This window comes from Algoriphagus mannitolivorans DSM 15301 (genome assembly GCF_000429425.1).
In the GTDB taxonomy this organism is placed as follows: Bacteria; Bacteroidota; Bacteroidia; order Cytophagales; family Cyclobacteriaceae; genus Algoriphagus; species Algoriphagus mannitolivorans.
On the sequence record NZ_AUBV01000001.1, the window covers coordinates 179888 to 197113 of the forward strand.

13 protein-coding genes are annotated in these 17226 nt (G+C 42.4%); 10 read left to right on the plus strand and 3 right to left on the minus strand.

Translation table 11 applies throughout. From position 1 onward, the window contains the following. Window positions 1–8: 8 nt before the first annotated feature. Both hslV and G458_RS0100825 read right to left on the minus strand, forming a co-directional pair. Entirely contained in the window at window positions 9–551 is a 543-nt protein-coding gene (gene hslV / locus G458_RS0100820) for an ATP-dependent protease subunit HslV (protein WP_026950215.1), read from the minus strand. 168 nt (window positions 552–719) lie between these two features. After that, entirely contained in the window at window positions 720–2366 is a 1647-nt protein-coding gene (locus G458_RS0100825; protein ID WP_026950216.1) for a pyruvate dehydrogenase complex dihydrolipoamide acetyltransferase, read from the minus strand. A 112-nt stretch (window positions 2367–2478) separates the two neighbouring features. Between G458_RS0100825 and G458_RS0100830 the strand changes: the two genes are divergently transcribed. The 10 genes from G458_RS0100830 to G458_RS19990 all read left to right on the plus strand — a co-directional run bounded on the left by G458_RS0100830 (window position 2479) and on the right by G458_RS19990 (window position 15360). Next, window positions 2479–3438 carry a YheT family hydrolase gene (locus G458_RS0100830; RefSeq protein ID WP_026950217.1) on the plus strand — a complete coding sequence of 320 codons (960 nt, stop codon included), beginning with the start codon at window positions 2479–2481 and terminating at the stop codon, window positions 3436–3438. A 29-nt stretch (window positions 3439–3467) separates the two neighbouring features. Further along, a complete protein-coding gene (locus G458_RS0100835; protein ID WP_026950218.1) occupies window positions 3468–4166 on the plus strand; it encodes an SOS response-associated peptidase in 699 nt (232 codons plus the stop codon). A gap of 92 nt (window positions 4167–4258) precedes the next feature. Beyond that, window positions 4259–5257 carry a 3-oxoacyl-ACP synthase III family protein gene (locus G458_RS0100840; protein ID WP_026950219.1) on the plus strand — a complete coding sequence of 333 codons (999 nt, stop codon included), beginning with the start codon at window positions 4259–4261 and terminating at the stop codon, window positions 5255–5257. A gap of 91 nt (window positions 5258–5348) precedes the next feature. Continuing rightward, on the plus strand, window positions 5349–5819 hold the full coding sequence (locus G458_RS0100845; RefSeq protein ID WP_157359645.1) for a hypothetical protein: 471 nt from the start codon (window positions 5349–5351) through the stop codon (window positions 5817–5819). 117 nt (window positions 5820–5936) lie between these two features. Next, window positions 5937–7484, plus strand: coding sequence for a toxin-antitoxin system YwqK family antitoxin (locus tag G458_RS0100850; protein WP_026950221.1), 1548 nt, complete (start codon window positions 5937–5939; stop codon window positions 7482–7484). A gap of 57 nt (window positions 7485–7541) precedes the next feature. Then, a complete protein-coding gene (locus G458_RS21735; RefSeq protein ID WP_035467519.1) occupies window positions 7542–7706 on the plus strand; it encodes a Lacal_2735 family protein in 165 nt (54 codons plus the stop codon). A 376-nt stretch (window positions 7707–8082) separates the two neighbouring features. Continuing rightward, the gene (locus tag G458_RS0100860) at window positions 8083–9321 is read left to right on the plus strand and encodes an ROK family transcriptional regulator (protein ID WP_026950222.1); all 1239 of its coding nucleotides are present in this window, start codon (window positions 8083–8085) and stop codon (window positions 9319–9321) included. A 29-nt stretch (window positions 9322–9350) separates the two neighbouring features. Beyond that, window positions 9351–12629, plus strand: coding sequence for a VCBS repeat-containing protein (locus tag G458_RS0100865; protein WP_026950223.1), 3279 nt, complete (start codon window positions 9351–9353; stop codon window positions 12627–12629). Beyond that, entirely contained in the window at window positions 12626–13942 is a 1317-nt protein-coding gene (locus tag G458_RS0100870) for a vanadium-dependent haloperoxidase (protein ID WP_026950224.1), read from the plus strand. The genes G458_RS0100865 and G458_RS0100870 overlap by 4 nt, the downstream gene beginning before the upstream one ends. Before the next feature lie 2 nt (window positions 13943–13944). Further along, window positions 13945–15360 (plus strand): sulfatase family protein, encoded by a 1416-nt coding sequence (locus G458_RS19990; RefSeq protein ID WP_035467524.1) that lies wholly within the window; start codon window positions 13945–13947, stop codon window positions 15358–15360. On the opposite strand, the gene G458_RS0100880 is transcribed toward G458_RS19990, so the two are convergent. Beyond that, window positions 15357–17207, minus strand: a complete 1851-nt coding sequence (locus tag G458_RS0100880) for an FAD-dependent oxidoreductase (RefSeq protein ID WP_026950225.1) — start codon at window positions 17205–17207, stop codon at window positions 15357–15359. The two genes, G458_RS19990 and G458_RS0100880, sit on opposite strands and share 4 nt — an antisense overlap. Between the last annotated feature and the right edge of the window lie 19 nt (window positions 17208–17226).

Below are 17226 nucleotides of genomic sequence, written 5' to 3' on the forward strand. Positions count from 1 at the left end.
GGTTAGGCTCAATCTCTTACCTGCTCAATGACAAGGTTGTGATTGGTATAAATGCAGACATCTGCTGCAATATGAAGGCTTTCCCTGACCATTTCCTCGGCGGTAAGCTGGGGGGCAAATTTCTTCAGGGCTCGCGCTGCAGATTGTGCAAACATGCTTCCAGAACCAATGGTCGCTATTTCCATGTCTGGCTCAATCACATCCCCTGTTCCGGATATAATTAGGATATCGTCTTTATCGGCGACGATCATCATTGCCTCCAATCGGCTAAGCATTCGGTCCATTCTCCACTCTTTAGCAAGCTCCACCGCCGCACGCTTCATATTATTCCCAAAAGAATTGAGTTTCTCTTCAAATTTTTCCAAAAGTGTAAAGGCATCTGCCGTAGATCCCGCAAAGCCGGTAACAATTTTTCCTCCTTGCAAGACTCTGATTTTTTTCACAGAACTCTTGGCAACGGTATTTCCTAGGGTGGCCTGACCGTCGGCTCCAATCACGACTTGTCCATTGTGTCGAATCGCAACGACGGTTGTTGATTTGATTTTTTCCATTTAGCTAATGTTGTTCGGTATTGGTTAGTCAGCTATTAGTTTCAGAGTTTTTCCCAAAAATAGATCGAAAATACCTTTAACTATTTTCTAATATCTAAGTAACTCCTTTTCTCAATAACCATACAAAAGCAAAAAGTCCTGAGGAATCAGGACTTTTTGGCAGGAATATTAGATTAAAATCCTGACCGGATCTTCAAGTAAGCTTTTTAGAGTCAAAAGGAATGCAGATCCTACAGCTCCGTCCACCACTCTGTGGTCACAGGACAGAGTCACTTTCATGACATTCCCAACTTTCATCTCTCCATCTTTAACAATGACGGTTTCTTTGATACCTCCGACTGCCAAAATACAGGCGTCAGGCGGGTTGATAATCGCTGTAAACTCATCAATGCCGAACATTCCCAAGTTGGAGATGGTGAAGGTATTTCCTTCCCAGTCCTTAGGTTGAAGTTCTTTATTCTTGGCTTTACCTCCAAGGGTTTTAGCCTGATTGGATATTTGAGACAAAGACAAGCTATCCGCAAATCTGATGACCGGAACCAAAAGTCCCTCTTCTACAGCCACAGCCATGCCGATGTGGATATGGTCATTGTATCGGATTTTATCACCAAGCCAGCTGGAATTAACTTTTGGATGCTGGCGCAATGCAACCGCTGCTGCTTTGATTACCATATCGTTGAATGAAATTTTCACCGGAGAAACTTCATTCATGCTTTTTCTGGCTTCAATAGCTTTGTCCATGTTGATCTCCATGGTCAAATAGAAATGAGGCGCACCAAACTTACTTTCAGCCAATCGCTTGGCGATAGTTTTTCTCATTTGAGACACCTTCTCTTCTCTGAAGCTTTCCTGACCCAAAGCCGGAACTGTCGCTCCTGAAGCTGAAGCCACTGCTGCTGCAGGTGCTACCGCCGGAACAAAATTTTCAATATCTCTTTTTACTACTCTTCCTCCTTCACCAGAACCAGATACCTGTCGGATATCCACGCCTTTTTCCTCTGCGATTTTTTTCGCCAAAGGTGAAGCTTTAACTCTTTCTCCTGAAGAGGCCGCAGGGGCAGCTGCTGGAGCAGAGGTCGCTGGAGCTGCTGAAGCTTCTTTTTTGGTTTCAGGTGCCGGAGAAGCTTCTTCTTTGGCCTCCTGCGGAGCAGGCTCGCTTCCAGAAGACTCATGAGCCTTTAACAAGGTCTGGTAATCAGCTCCTTTTTCACCAATAACAGCGATGACTCCATCCACAGCAACGCTGTTTCCAGCCTCCACGCCTATGTATAATAAAACTCCATCTTCATAGGACTCGAGCTCCATGGTAGCTTTGTCAGTCTCCACTTCTGCCAGGATCTCTCCTGCTTTCACAGAATCTCCAACCTTCTTCAACCAGGTAGAGATTGTTCCTTCTTGCATGGTATCACTCATTTTAGGCATGGTGATTACCGTTGCATTGATGTTGGAAGTATCAATTTTAGCGGCAGGAGCTGCCGGAGCTTCTGATTTTACTTCTTTACTTTCAGCCTTGGGCTCTTCAGCCTTGGGAGCAGATGCAGAGGAATCTCCATTCAGAAGATGTTGAAAATCTTCTCCTTTCTCTCCAATAATCGCAATTACTCCATTCACAGGAACAGAGTCTTTTTCTTTTACTCCTATATATAAAAGCACACCTTCTTCGTAGGATTCTAGCTCCATGGTTGCTTTGTCGGTTTCCACTTCCGCCAGGATATCTCCAGGTTTTACAGTATCACCCACTTTTTTCAACCAAGCAGCGATTACACCTTCTTCCATGGTGTCGCTCATTTTTGGCATTCTGATTATTTCGGCCATAGGTAATTTCGAGCTTGTTCGTTTATTTTAAAGTGTCCAAAAATAGGTTTTAAAACGCTTTATTCAAACTTAAATCAGCTAATTTGAAAAGCCTTTTGGGCAAAATACAGATATGCCACTATTACAAGATTCGAGTTTTAAAAGACCCAAATGGCTCTTTAACGGCCATTTAGAGACCATCTACCCCGCTTTGGCCAGAAGGGTAAATTTTCAAAGCCCAAGAAATGAACGGATTACCACACCCGATGGAGATTTTTTGGATTTGGACTGGTACTGCAACGGAAATCACAGATTAACAATCATTTCCCATGGGTTGGAAGGGAGCAGCTCGCGTCCCTATATGTTGGGGATGACCAAGAAATTTGTTCAAAATGGCTTCGACGTCCTAGCATGGAACTATCGTGGTTGCAGTGGAGAACTAAATGATAAACCCATTTTCTACCACAGCGGAGCGACCTATGATTTGGAGACGGTGGTGGATCATGCAGAAAAAAAATATGACGAAATTTTCCTCGTCGGTTTTAGTCTTGGCGGAAATCTTACTTTGAAATACTTGGGAGAGAAGAGATCCCGAAGCCCCAAAATCAAAAAAGGAGTTGCTGTATCTGTGCCTCTTGACTTGGGAAAATCCTGCGACAAGATTTCTACACGGGAAAACTTCCTCTACTCGAAGCGTTTTTTAAAGTCTCTCAAGGAAAAAGTCATTCGAAAATCCGAGAAATTTCCACAGCAAATCGATTTCCGGGCTCTAAACCACGTCAAGACGCTTCGTGATTTCGATAATTTTTTCACTGGCCCTTTACACGGTTTTAAAGATGCCGAAGAATACTATCAGGTAAATTCTTCTTTGTTTTTTCTGGAGGGCATACAAGTGCCAACCTTGGTTCTCAATGCACTCAATGACCCATTTTTGAGCCAAAGCTGCTTCCCCAAAGATCTGGCTGAAAAACTGGATCAAGTCTATTTTGAATTTCCTTCACATGGAGGTCATGTGGGCTTTTCTTCTGCCCTTTTTGAAAATACCTATTATTCTGAAGGGCGTGCAGTTGAATTTATAACCCATGATCTCTAACTTCCCCAGAAATCTAGCTTTCTCTGATCATGTGCGGAAGATATTCCCTAAGCAAAAGTAAAATCGACCTGGAAGAGAGATTTCAGGCTGAAATGTTAGCCGACTTCACTCCTCGCTATAACATCGCCCCTACTCAACTCGTCCCAGTCATCACTTCGGAAAGCCCCAAGGGATTTTCATTCTTCTACTGGGGAATTACCCCCGACTTCGGACAAAACAAGCCCGTCTCCCAAAAACTCATCAATGCCAAGGCAGAAACGGTACATGAAAAAATATCTTTTAAGAGTTCATTTGAAAAAAGGAGATGTTTGGTGCCTGCAGATGGATTTTTCGAATGGAAAAAGTTGGGGAAAAAGACTAAAATCCCTCACCGGTTCACCTTGAGAGAAGATAATCTCTTTTCATTTGCAGGAATCTGGGAAGAATATGAAGGCCTGTCTGGAGAGATTCAGCATACCTTTTTGATCTTGACTACCTCCCCCAACGAAGTAGTAAGTGAGGTTCATGACCGCATGCCGGTGATCCTATCCAAGGAGAATGAGAAAAAATGGCTGGATAAATACAGCAGCGAAGAGGACTTATTGAAAATGCTCAAGCCCTACCCTGCTGAATTGATGCTTTCATATACCGTCTCCCCGATGGTTAATTCCGTTCAAAACGATTCCCCGGGAATAATTCGGAGAACTTCCCCCATGGATCAATTCGGGAATTACACCCTATTTGGATAAGCCTTCTAACTAAAGAAGGTTTTTGTAGGATTGGCAGCTTGTAGCGATATTGCCAGTCCTTTTTTCATACCTAAAAATAAACCCAAATTCAGATGAAAAAGTCCAGAATACTTGGTGCAGGCCATTATGTCCCAGAGCGTATTGTCACCAACGAGGAGCTATCCAAAATGATGGACACCAACAATGAGTGGATCGTGGAACGAACAGGTATTCATGAAAGACGTTGGTTTACTCCAGGGGTGGACACCCTTACCAATATGTCCGCCAAAGCCTCCAGAATGGCCCTAAAACGAGCAAAGGTTGACCCTCAAGAAATAGACTTTATCGTCTTTGCAACTATCACCTCCGACTATTTTGTCCCTGGTAATGGGGTATTACTTCAGCGTGAACTGGGACTTACATCCATTGGAGCTATTGATATCAAAAATGCGTGTTCAGGATTTATTTATGCGCTTTCGGTAGCGGATCAATTTATCAAAACAGGCATGTATAAAAAGATCCTAGTCGTAGGAGCCGAAATTCAATCCTCCGGGCTGGACAAAAGCAATGAAGGTCGCTCTAGCGCAGTAATCTTTGCGGATGGTGCAGGAGCGGTGGTTCTTGGGGCTGTGGAGAATGATCAGCCTGGAATCATGAGCACCCATCTTCATTCAGAAGGTACCCATGCAGAAGAGTTATATTGTATCGGACCAAGCTCCAGCGCAGAGGTTAGAGTATCTCAGGAGTTGATCGACCGGGGAGATTTCTTTCTCAAAATGAACGGGAATGCAGTATTTAAGCATGCAATCGTTAGATTTTTGGAAGTGATTCAAGAAGCCTTAGATTACAATGGCGTAACCAAGGAAGAAGTGGATCTATTGGTTCCTCATCAGGCTAATTTAAGAATCAGCCAGTACATTCAGCAAAAGATGCAACTACCCGATGAGAAGGTATTTAATAACATCATGTATTTGGGAAACACCACCGCTGGGACTATTCCAATTGCACTTTCAGAAGCATGGGAACAAGGTAGGATCAAAGAAAATGATCTGATATGTCTGGCGGCATTTGGTTCCGGATTCACTTGGGCATCGGCGCTCTTAAGATGGTAAGATGCGTGATTCCCATTTTTCCTTAGATCTGGATCTTTGGCTTGATCAAGATCTCATCAAAAGACAAAACCGTCTAAAATCGGCCTTTTTAATGCTTTTTGAAGACTTGGGAAATTCAATATCAAATGAAGCTCTAACTCAAATCCATGCCTTTTCTAAAGGAAAAAAAATTTCCAAGGGCAATGATCTACTTGGGTTTCCGTATCAGGTATTGGATTTTGTCCGGGATTTTGATCCTGAAAAAGGCCTTGATATCAGGATCCTAAACTGGTTTGGAAATGGCCTTTTTTTGATGATCTATCATGGTGAAAAAAGTCAGCCAAATCCTAAAGAATTACTTAAAGCGGGTTTTGCCTTTTCGCTTGCAGAATCTGCATGGGATTACCCCGAGATGATTTTAAATCAGGCCTTTTCAAAAAAACTTGAAAAGTATCATCTCAAAAAAAGTAAACCCATCGTTTGGATCAAAGAACTCAAGGTTCCGGAAAAAACAGAATTAGCCTTAAATAATCTACAATTGGAGATTGGAAATCTTCTTCAAATCCTAAAACTTTCCAATTAAGAAAAAAGGGTGTAATTTAAATTTAACCGTGTGGCAGTTTCACACGTTAACTTGTAACGATTTACCTTTCCCCTATCTGGAAAGATCTATTTGCTAAAACTCCGAATTCAACAAAAAATGAGATACTTCCTTCTGGCAGTTTTTTTTCTCCTACAAACCTACCTTTTTGCTCAAACTCCGCAAGTGGTTAGACAATTCAATTCAGACTCAAGTATTGTGGGCACTGGAGTTTTGGAGGGGAGGATGAAAACAGGACTTTGGAAATTTTATGATTCAAAAACCAACAGGTTATTATTTGAAGGAACTTATAAAAATGGCCAAAAAGATGGCAATTGGACCAAATACCACCAGAACGGAAAAAGGAAAGAAACCTCAGAATACCGGGATGGTAAACTTTTTGGACCTTCGAGGCATTACGACGAAGATGGACGTTTAACCAAAGAAATGATCTACCAAGACAGTGTGCTGGTGGGAAAATATTTAGAATACTTTGGCAAAACAGGAGCTCCCGGATATGTGGATCCAAAACAGGTAAAAGTGGATGGACAATATGAAAAAGGAAGGAAAACGGGGCAATGGGTTACTTTTTACGAATTTGGAGAGGTAGCCATCAATGAGTTTTATAAGGATGGGCTTCGGGAAGGCCCTTATTTGGAGTATAGTCCTGAAGGATTCTTAATCACCGAAGCATTTGCAACAAAAGGCCAATTCAACGGAGATTTCAAAAGATATTATCTTCCAAATGTGATCTTGGAGTCAGGCCAATACAAGAATGGAGTCAAAATAGGAGATTGGAAAAGGTACTTCCCCGGGACTAAAATCCTCGAGGCGGAAGAGTTTTTTACCCAAGAAGGATTAAGAACCGGGCAATGGAAATATTATTATCAGACAGGAAGGATTGCAAGAATTGAAACCTATGAAAATAATATTGCCATAGGTACTTGGGAAGAATATTTTCCAAATAAAGCGCTATCTAAACGTAAATCATTTGATCTCGGAGTTCCTACCGGAGAATACCTTGAATACCACAGTTCAGGAGAGATTTCAGTCAAAGGGCAATATGAAAACGGCGCAAAATCCGGGCTTTGGCAAAGCTTTTATCCAGACGGACACCTTTATTCCATAGGCGAATATAAAAATGACCTGAAATCAGAAGTTTGGAAGTATTTTAATAAAATCGGCATTTTGATCGCAGAAGGTAAATACCTACTTGGTGAGGAAGATGGTCAATGGTTTTATTATTACGATGGTGGCCAGCTGAAATCTGTCGGAGTTTACAAACTAGGCAAAGAGGACGGAATTTGGGGACTGTTTTACGATAACAAGCAACTAACTCAGGAGGAATTCTGGAAAGAAGGATATCTGATGAATGTAAGTGATTATTCCAGCTTTGATGGCAAAACCACCTATAACAAGGGAACACTCAAGGATGGCAATGGAACCAGAATCACCTATTATGTCAATGGGCAAAAGGAATCCGAAGGAACCTATAAATCCGGAAAAGCGGAAGGACTTTGGATTTATTACCATGAAAATGGCCGAAAAGCCTCTGAAGGAGCTATGATAGATGGTAAAAAAGAAGGAACTTGGAGGTATTATAATACATCGGGAAGACTTGAAGACCTGGTCACCTTTAAATCCGATGAGGTAGTTCAAAACAACTAATTCCGATTTTACCTCCAAACAAAGGGAGTACACTGGAGGTTTAAAAAAATAAAACCCATGTTCAATCTATTCAAAAAGAAAAGCGAAAAAGAGAAGCTTCAGGAATTGTATTCCAAAAAATTAAAGGAAGCTTACACTCTCTCCCATACTAATAGAACCGATTCTGACCGTCTCATGGCGGAAGCAGAAGAAATCGCCAAAAAAATAGAATCCATGACCTAATTGTTTTTCAGCTACAGAAAAACAATTTTTACATATAATAATTTGGATTTTAGATAATTAGCCTTATATTTATTATTACTTTTTCATCTGGTCCGCAGACGTTTATAAACAATTCAAGTTTATTTTAAGGGTGATTGAGCTACGGACTCTAGAACACAAATTTTTAAAACCCGGGTTTGACAGCCCGGGTTTTTTTATGGGCAAAATCCAACATACTCTCCCACCAACCCAAATCCTAAATCTTTTCAAAAAGAGATTCCTAAGAAACAAGAATTTCCATTATCCAGAAAAAAGAACTCCTCATTCGTCTATTTTTTCAATTAAGTGCTTTTTTGATCCCTAAAATTTAGCTTTATTGAGGCAATTCTCAGAAGATATGAACCTGATAAATCCCAAAGAAGCCATTTCAAAAATGGACGGAGTGGTAGAAATCAAAAGCTACCTCAACAAAATCAAAATCATCAAAAACCTTTACCTCAAAGGAGCAAATACTGCCAGCGAAATCTGCAATGAAGTAGGAATTTCTTTACCTACTGTAAATAGCCTATTATCTGATCTGATGACCTCTGGAGAGGTCATCAAGCAAGGAAGAGCTGAATCCCAGGGTGGAAGAAAGCCAGATCTTTACAGATTGGCACCAGATGCCTTCTATGTGCTCTCAGTGGACTTGTCCAAGTTCAACATGCACTTGGCTTTGTATTCATGCAATCATGAAATGGCCTTTGAAAAGGAAAGTCACAAAATCACCCTGAATAACGAAAAAGAGACCTTTGACGAACTTTGTGATAAGATCGACGCCTACATTTCTCAAACTGGCATTCCTTCCGAGAAAATTATTGCCATCGGATTTTCCATGCCAGGATTGGTCGATTCTATCGGAGGAGTAAATTATACACACCTTCGTTTTGGAAAAAAGACCCTTCTGGAAAACTTAGAGTCCAGGTTTCAGAAGAAGGTTTTTTTGGAAAACGATGCAAGAGCGATGACTTTGGCGGAGTTTAAATTCGGGGCTGAAGACAAGTACAAAAATGTCCTTGGCTTGTTCATCGGCTGGGGAATTGGTCTTGGAATTATCATTGACGGAAAAATCTATCAAGGCGCATCCGGATTTGCAGGAGAGTTTTCCCATTCTCCAATCTTTGAATCCCGAGACATCACCTGTACCTGCGGCAAAAAAGGATGCCTGGAAGCAGTTGCGTCAGGAACGGCCATTGTTCGAATGGCTGAGGAAGCAATCCTTTTGGATAAAGACAGCATTCTGGCAAGAATAGTCCGTGATCATAGTGGTGAATTGGAACCTGGCCTGGTCGTAGAAGCGGCATTGGCAGGAGATCAAAGAGCTATCACCATTCTCTCCGAAGCAGGCCTTGACTTGGGAAGAGGAATCTCTATTTTAATTCAACTTCTCAATCCTGAACTCATTATTATCGGCGGTTCGGTGGCTGAAGCAAATCAATACCTGATCACTCCTATCCAACAGGCATTGAATATCTACAGCATGGCCAAGTCAAGAGAAAAGACACAACTTTCTCTCTACAAACTCGGCCAAGATGTCGGACTTTTAGGAGGTGTGGCAGTGGTCAATGAGAAGTTGTTCGAAGACGTTTTGAACTAAAAAAATGCTGAACAATCGGCATTCTTTCCATGAGTCACTTTAGTATATTAAGTATTTTCAGAATGGTTTGTCTGGTATTGGCATGGGGTATAGCCTATTCGGCTTACCCTCAAAACCAGCAATCCAAATTTGAAAAACTTAACCCGAAATCCAGTGGAATAAATTTCAAAAACCAGCTGAAGGAGGATCGGGAAAATAACATCCTCCGCTACGAATACTTCTACAACGGAGGTGGCGTGGCGGTAGGTGATTTAAACAATGATGGCTTAGAGGATATTTTTTTTACGGGAAACATGGTTCCCAATAAGCTGTACAAAAACCTCGGAAAGCTCAAATTCGAGGATATTACCAAGACGGCTGGAGTTCAAGGTAAAAGCTCCTGGACCACAGGAGTAAGTCTGGCAGATGTAAACGGAGATGGTCTATTGGATATATATGTCTGCTATTCCGGGAAGGGTCCTGTAGAAACCAGAAAAAATGAGCTCTTTATCAATCTGGGAAATTTCAAGTTTGAAGAAAAGGCATCAGCGTATGGACTGGATGATCCGTCTCATAGCACCCAAGGTCTGTTTTTCGATTTCGACCGGGATGGGGATCTGGATCTTTTCCTTCTCAACCACAATATTCAGGTCATCAATGAAATGGAATTTGATGCCGCAAGAACTGGAAAACATCCTTTTGCAGGCGATAAACTCTTTAGAAATGATGGAGGAAAATTTACCGATGTTACCGAGCAAGCGGGAATTAAAAGCTTTGCCTTGGGCTTTGGACTTTCTGTAAATTCATCCGATGTCAACCAAGATGGATGGCCGGATATTTTGGTGACCAACGATTACATCGAGCAAGATTACTTATACATCAATCAGGGAGATGGCACCTTTAAGGATGAGCTAAGCAGCTATTTTTCCCACATTTCGCATTTTTCCATGGGAGCAGACATTGCAGACCTCAATAATGATGGCTTGCAGGAAATCTTCACCCTAGACATGCTTCCTGAGGACAATGAACGCCAAAAGCTTTTATATGGCCCGGAAAATTATGAGCAATATGATTTGATGATCAGAAGAGGTTTTCATCATCAGCTGATGAGAAATATGCTTCATCTTAACCAAGGTGAAGGACAATTTTCCGAAATCGGGCAGATGGCTGGAATTTCCAATACCGATTGGAGCTGGTCGGCCTTGTTTTTTGACGGAAATAACGATGGTAAAAAAGATCTTTTCATCACCAATGGGTATTATCGGGATTACACCAACCGGGATTTTCTGAAATACAAAGGGGATTATTACTTCAAGCAGGCCATCGTAAGAGAAAAAGCTGATACACTACACTTGGTCACTTCCATGACCTCAACTCCAGTCCATAATTATTACTTCCAAAATCAAGGGAATCTTTCGTTTCAAAATCTTTCCAATTCCGCAGGCTTTGAAGAAAAAAACTTCTCCTCTGGAGCTGCTTATGCAGACTTGGACAATGATGGAGACCTAGACTTGGTTGTGAATAATCTTAACCAAACTGCTGATATTTTTGAAAACCAAAATTCGACAGGGAACTGGATAAAAATCCGACTGAAAGGCCCTATGAACAATACTTTTGGAGTGGGCACTAGCATATTGGCTTATGCAGAAGATGAAATTTATTTTTTGGAACAGCAGCCAGTGAGAGGATTTCAAAGTTCTGTCAGCCCGGTATTACATTTAGGGCTTGGGGAGATAAAAAAATTGGATAGTCTGATAATTACCTGGCCTGATCAACAGATCCAAACAATTTTCCAAACTCCTATAAATCAAACCTTAGACCTCAGCTATAATCCCAATTATTCAAATAAGACCCAACAAAATCCCCAACAGCAATTCCTGAAAAGTATTCCAGCGCCGGATTTCAACCCATCAAGTTCCACTGTAAACGACTTCAAAAGGCAGCCCTTGATGGTCACTATGCCAAGTCATTTAGGGCCTGTTTTAGCTAGTTCGGATTTGAATAAGGACGGATTTCCTGAAATTTTTATTGGAGGCAATAAAGGCACTCCTGCAAGGATTTATACTTTTAAAGAGGATGTTTGGGAGGTCTATCGGGGCTTTAGATCCGCTTCTGAATTTTCCGATGGAGTAGCAATTTTCCAGGATTTCAATGGAGATGGATTTTCTGATTTATTTCTGGGCAGCGGAGGGTATCATGATTACCTCAGCGAGGATGAATCTCTAAGGGACCGACTGTTTCTAAATGACGGTTCAGGAGTTTTGGTTCCGCAGTCCAATTTTCCGAAATATTTAATCAGTACCGGAACGGCCACTGTTATGGACCTCAACCAAGATGGATTCCCAGATCTATTCGTGGGAGGAAAAATAATACCGGGAAAATATCCAGAATCCCCTTCCTCGAAAACACTCATCAATGACGGTAAGGGAAATTTTAGTGATCAAAGCTCTGAATTTTTACCAAACGCCAAACTTGGAATGCTGACTGGTTCAGCTGCTCAGGATCTAAATGGAGACGGTGTAGAGGATTTGATTTTAGTTGGAGAATGGATGTCTCCGAAAGCCTTGATCTGGGAAAATGGTAAACTCGTGGAGAGAAGCCAAGACTATTTTCCAAGCAACCTCTCAGGATGGTGGAATACCCTTAAGCAGGCTGATTTGGATGGAGATGGAGATTTGGATTTGATCTTGGGAAACTTTGGATTAAACTCACAATTGAAGGCCAGCGATCAATATCCGCTGAATTTATATGCCAACGACTTTGATCAAAATGGCAGTATTGACCCGATCATCGAATGCTATTTGGGCGACGGGATGTATCCCTTTGCCAGCCGAGACGAACTCTTGGACCAGATGGTCAGCATGCGAAGCAAATTCACCGATTATGCCAGCTATTCGAAAGCAAAAATTAGCGATCTCTTTTCTCCAGATGAGTTGAAAAAGGCTCAAAAGCTTTCCATTCATACGTTGGAGTCTATCGTTTTGGTAAATAATGGCAAAGGATTTACGCCTAAGTCGCTCCCAAGAATTGCCCAAAGCTTTCCGGTATATGCTATTTCTGTTTTGGACATCAACCAAGATGGAATTATGGATTTGATTTTGGGAGGCAATCAATCCCTGGCAAGGATCAAAATCGGGAGAATGGATGCCAGTCAAGGACTCGTACTTCTTGGGTCCGAAACCGGAGAATTCACTCCCCTCTCTTCCAGTCAAAGCGGAATTGAAATCAAAGGAGACATCAAATCAATCCTGGAGTTTAGACAGGATGATAAGACTTTCCTGATTTTCGGAATTAATCAAAAACCCACGGCCGTCTATCAAGTGAAATGAAAAAAATTACCCTTTCCCTTCTCCTGATTTTAGGTTTGACAGGGTCAATCATCGCTCAAAAAAAAGCACTGGATTGGCCAAAAATCTACGCTGACCAGCTTTTCAAAATTACTGAAGTCATGGTCACCGACGTGGCAAGTCCTCCGGTGGCCGCACGAATTTATGCCTATACCACACTCGCCAGTTATCTGGCTATTCAACCATCCGGTACGCGGTTTACGAAACCGGATTTCCTCTCAGCCACCCCGATTCAGGCAGATAAATTTCAAGCCTCTGGTTCTGGGGTTACCAACTTTGAGTTTCCTGCGATCTATGCCATGTTACTGGTAGGAGAGAAAGTCATTCCTTCGGGTTATTTACTGAAGAAAGCTCAGGAAGACTGGATTTCATGGGGGTTGAAAAACAAAATATTTCAAAAGAAGGATCTGGCTCTTTACTTGACTTTCGCTCAAGATGTAGCCGATTTTGTTCTTGAGTATGCAAAAAAGGATGGCTACATCCAGCTTACTGCCTTGCCACGATATTCCCCAAAGGAAGGCGAAGGTTATTGGTACCCAACACCCCCAGCCTACATGGCACCAGTGGAACCGGAATGGAGAACGATGAAAACTTTCTTTCTCCGAAATCTGACAGATTTTGATCCAAAACCTATGGCTCCTTTTGATTTGGATAAAGGAAGCTCATTCCAAATCCAATTGGAAGAAGTCTATACCGTCACCCAAAACCTAACCGAAGAACAGAAGTTGATTGCCAATTTTTGGGATTGCAATCCTTTTAAAGTTGAATTCTCAGGTCATATGGCAATTGGGGTTAAAAAAATATCTCCAGGAGGGCACTGGATCGGAATTACGGGCATAGCTGCACAAAAAGCCAACCTGAATTTCGCCGAAACTGCCTATATCCATGCTTTGGTGGGATTGACCTTGCATGACGCCTTTGTTTCCTGCTGGAAAGCCAAATACGATACCGACAGAATCCGTCCTGAAACTGCCATCAACCAAAAGGTGGACCAATCGTGGAGACCCTTACTTCAAACTCCTCCTTTTCCTGAATATACCTCGGGGCATTCGGTCATCTCCACCGCCTCTGCTGTGGTTTTAACAGCCTATTTCGGAGATAATTTCTCCTTCTTGGACACCTCCGAACTCTATTTTGGACTTCCAGAAAGACCTTTCGACTCCTTTCTTCAGGCCTCTCAAGAAGCTGCCATCTCCAGACTTTATGGAGGGATTCATTACCGGGATGCCATTGAGAACGGAGTGGAGCAGGGAGATAAAATCGCCCGATATATCCTTCAGCAAACTCAATTTTAGCCATGTATCTATTCCTACATCTCCTTTTTACCATAGCGTCTGGCTTACTTTCGGTAAAGCCGAACACAGAAATTCAGAAGCCAAACATCATATTGATTTTTGCGGATGATTTGGCCTATGGAGATTTGGGAATTTATGGAGCAAAGGGATGGACTACTCCACATCTAGACCAGCTTGCGAAAGACGGCGCGAGATTCAGCCAATTTTATGTTCCTCATGCCGTTTGTACAGCCTCTAGAGCGGCATTATTGACCGGCACTTATGCCAATCGCCTAGAATTGTATGGAGCTATAGATCACAGCGCCAATCATGGTTTAAACCCGGATGAGACTACTATAGCAGAAATGCTCAAAGCCAATGGCTATCAAACCGGGATGGTGGGAAAATGGCATTTGGGTCATCATCCTGAATTTCTACCTACAAGGCAGGGATTTGACAGCTATTTCGGCCTACCCTATTCCAATGACATGTGGCCCAATCATCCTGAAGTCAAAGGATATTATCCCCCGCTTCCCCTGATTGAGGGAGAAACCACCATTGCTTATTTGGAGGATCAGCGGGAATTGACCACCTGGTACACCCAAAAGTCTTTGGAGTTTATTGAGCAGAACCATAACCAGCCATTTTTTCTATATCTAGCCCATAGCATGCCGCATGTTCCATTATATGTCTCGGATAAATTCAAAGGCAAATCAGAACAGGGGCTCTACGGAGATGTCATGATGGAAATTGACTGGTCTATCGGTGAGATCCGAAAGAAACTTGAAGCTTTGGGCCTAACAGAAAACACCTTAATTATTTTCACATCCGACAATGGCCCTTGGCTGTCCTACGGTGGCCATGCGGGACTTCAGGCTGGACTTAGAGAAGGTAAAGGAACCTCCTGGGAAGGTGGAATCAGAGTACCGACAATCTTTACTTGGCCAGGAACCATTCCTGTTCAAACTGTCCAAAACCAACCGGCAATGACTATTGATATCCTTCCGACTTTGGCGAATTTGACTGGCTCTCCCCTGCCTCACTTCCCCATTGACGGCCGTGACATTTGGCCACTAATCCAGGGAAAGTCCATGGAAGACAAACCCTATTATGCCTATTACAATAAGAATGAACTTCAGGCAGTGATTTATGGAAAATGGAAGCTGGTATTTCCTCATACCTATCGAACCATTCCATCTGGAACAGAAATGAGAAATGACGGTCTTCCAGTCAAATACACTCAAGTGAAGTTGGAAAAGGCTGAACTTTATGACCTTTCCAAAGACCCGGGAGAGACCAGAGACCTATCTTCTCAATTTCCTGAAATTATGTCAAGGATGAATGGATTTGCCGAAGTAGCCAGAAAAGATCTCGGGGATGCTCTCACGGAAAGAGAAGGAAACGGCAATCGAAAGGCGGGGAGAATAAAGAAGGATTAATAATTCCCTTTCCAATTCACCTCTTTTTCAAAGAAATTTAGGATTTCATCCAAAATAACGGATACTTCTTCCCGGTTTAACCTTTTCTTAGCTTGAAATGCTCCAGGTAAATTTTTCAATTTCCAAACCTCTTGGATTTCTTTTTCGCTCAATTCAGGTTGGATCATTTGGAGAAAGATCAAAAGTCTTTCTGGAGTCAAGTAATCTCCTGAGGCCCCCCAATAATCCTTCAGCTGAGGATACAGCGGCTTTAGCCCGGAAATCAATTCAAATTCCGTCACCAACCTTTCCGGATAAAACCAAGTTTGGTTGGCCCATAAATAAGGCACTCCCTCCCCTTTTAAGATCCCCGAAGCACCAACTTTTTGCATGGCCTTAAAATGAGGGTCTTTGGGATTCATGTCCAAAAATGGCATCAGATAGGCCCAATGATCCAGCAGCTTTTGTTGGACTGACCGGATGGATACCTGATCCAAAGGTTTGGCCTCTTTCAAAGCCACCGTTGCCAATACTCCGGCAGCTTGTCCGATTCCCAAAACCACCGGCTGAAGTCGGGTAGCCCCGTTGACGATATTGGAGACGGAAATACTTTTTTCAGCCAGGATTAGCGCCGGATGCGTTTTGGGGACCAAAGCTCCCAAAGGAATAGTATAGGAGGGCACCCTGATTTTGATAAAATCTATTGACGGTGCATCCGGATTTTTTTTGTGATGGTGATCTATGGTATAATCTCCTACAGCCACTCCAGTCCGAAACAATGGATTGGGTGCTTCGTAGGGAGAAAGTACATAAGGCAAGGTGAAATCTACCACCCCACGATATCTCCTCGATTCCCGATGGTACGGGATCATTGGCAAATCATCTGCGGTAGGATACTCATCTTCCGCTAAGCCCAAATGAGAGTAGCCAAGCTCATGCTGGATATAATAAACAAATCTTAAGGTGGTTTGCTTGGCTTTCTCAATTTCTACCTCTCTATCTTCCGGACTCAATTCCACCAAATTCACGTAATGATCATTCCCGCAATTCGGCCAATTGATCATGTATTTCCCATTCGGCAATTTCCCATAGGCCAGCATCTTGTCACAATCCAAGGTAGGGGCGTTTTCTGTGATAGGATCCGCATGAGCACAAGCGCAGGCAAATTCTGCTGGATCATAATTTTCAGGCTTGGGAATGGTTTTGTCCGTTCCTTTGCCATAATCCTGTAAAGTCGCGACAAAGGTTAGGTCTTGGATAATATCATTACCGATCTCTGGTGCAAACTCTTCGCCTATTTCATCTCTGGAATCCATGCCCAGCCTATAGGGTAGTTGTAAAGAAGCTGCTATATCTCCAAGTTCGGTAGCATCAATCAGGATTGGAGCTTTAACAGTATGATTTTTCCCGTTTTTTTGAAAAGTAACTTCCCAAATTCCTTGAGAAAAGGTTGCCTTAATCCATTTACTTTCCATAGAAAGTGTTAAATCAGGGACTTCATTGGCCATTTTTCGGAGAATTTCTTGTCCCACTTTAGGCTCGAATAAGGTATTACTCACCCATCCGGTAGACAGCTTTTCTATGCCTCCATAATGCTTTGAGAGATGCGATCGAAACTCCCCCCAAATTCCTCCTGCCAATCGGTGATTGCCATCGATGGCAGAAACTCCTGCTGAGGTCAACATTCCACCCAACCAAGGAGTCTCTTCGATGATTAACGTTTTTACTCCTTCCCGGCCCGCACTGATTCCTGCAGCGGTTCCACTCGCTCCTCCCCCGACAATAATCAGCTGGTATTCTTGTGAAAGAAGCGGATGGACAAAGAAAAATACAAGGCAAAAAATGTAAGCAAAAATTCTGGAAATCATGGTTGGGCAATTTGAGCAG

Bases quoted from the DNA above. Each gene is read 5' to 3' on its own strand.
- G458_RS0100840 (WP_026950219.1), top strand. From the start codon at position 4,259: ATGAAAAAGTCCAGAATACTTGGTGCAGGCCATTATGTCCCAGAGCGT.
- G458_RS21735 (WP_035467519.1), top strand. From the start codon at position 7,542: ATGTTCAATCTATTCAAAAAGAAAAGCGAAAAAGAGAAGCTTCAGGAA.
- G458_RS0100830 (WP_026950217.1), top strand. From the start codon at position 2,479: ATGCCACTATTACAAGATTCGAGTTTTAAAAGACCCAAATGGCTCTTT.
- G458_RS0100880 (WP_026950225.1), bottom strand. From the start codon at position 17,207: ATGATTTCCAGAATTTTTGCTTACATTTTTTGCCTTGTATTTTTCTTT.
- G458_RS19990 (WP_035467524.1), top strand. From the start codon at position 13,945: ATGTATCTATTCCTACATCTCCTTTTTACCATAGCGTCTGGCTTACTT.
- G458_RS0100860 (WP_026950222.1), top strand. From the start codon at position 8,083: ATGAACCTGATAAATCCCAAAGAAGCCATTTCAAAAATGGACGGAGTG.
- hslV (WP_026950215.1), bottom strand. From the start codon at position 551: ATGGAAAAAATCAAATCAACAACCGTCGTTGCGATTCGACACAATGGA.
- G458_RS0100850 (WP_026950221.1), top strand. From the start codon at position 5,937: ATGAGATACTTCCTTCTGGCAGTTTTTTTTCTCCTACAAACCTACCTT.
- G458_RS0100870 (WP_026950224.1), top strand. From the start codon at position 12,626: ATGAAAAAAATTACCCTTTCCCTTCTCCTGATTTTAGGTTTGACAGGG.
- G458_RS0100825 (WP_026950216.1), bottom strand. From the start codon at position 2,366: ATGGCCGAAATAATCAGAATGCCAAAAATGAGCGACACCATGGAAGAA.
- G458_RS0100835 (WP_026950218.1), top strand. From the start codon at position 3,468: ATGTGCGGAAGATATTCCCTAAGCAAAAGTAAAATCGACCTGGAAGAG.
- G458_RS0100865 (WP_026950223.1), top strand. From the start codon at position 9,351: ATGAGTCACTTTAGTATATTAAGTATTTTCAGAATGGTTTGTCTGGTA.
- G458_RS0100845 (WP_157359645.1), top strand. From the start codon at position 5,349: ATGCTTTTTGAAGACTTGGGAAATTCAATATCAAATGAAGCTCTAACT.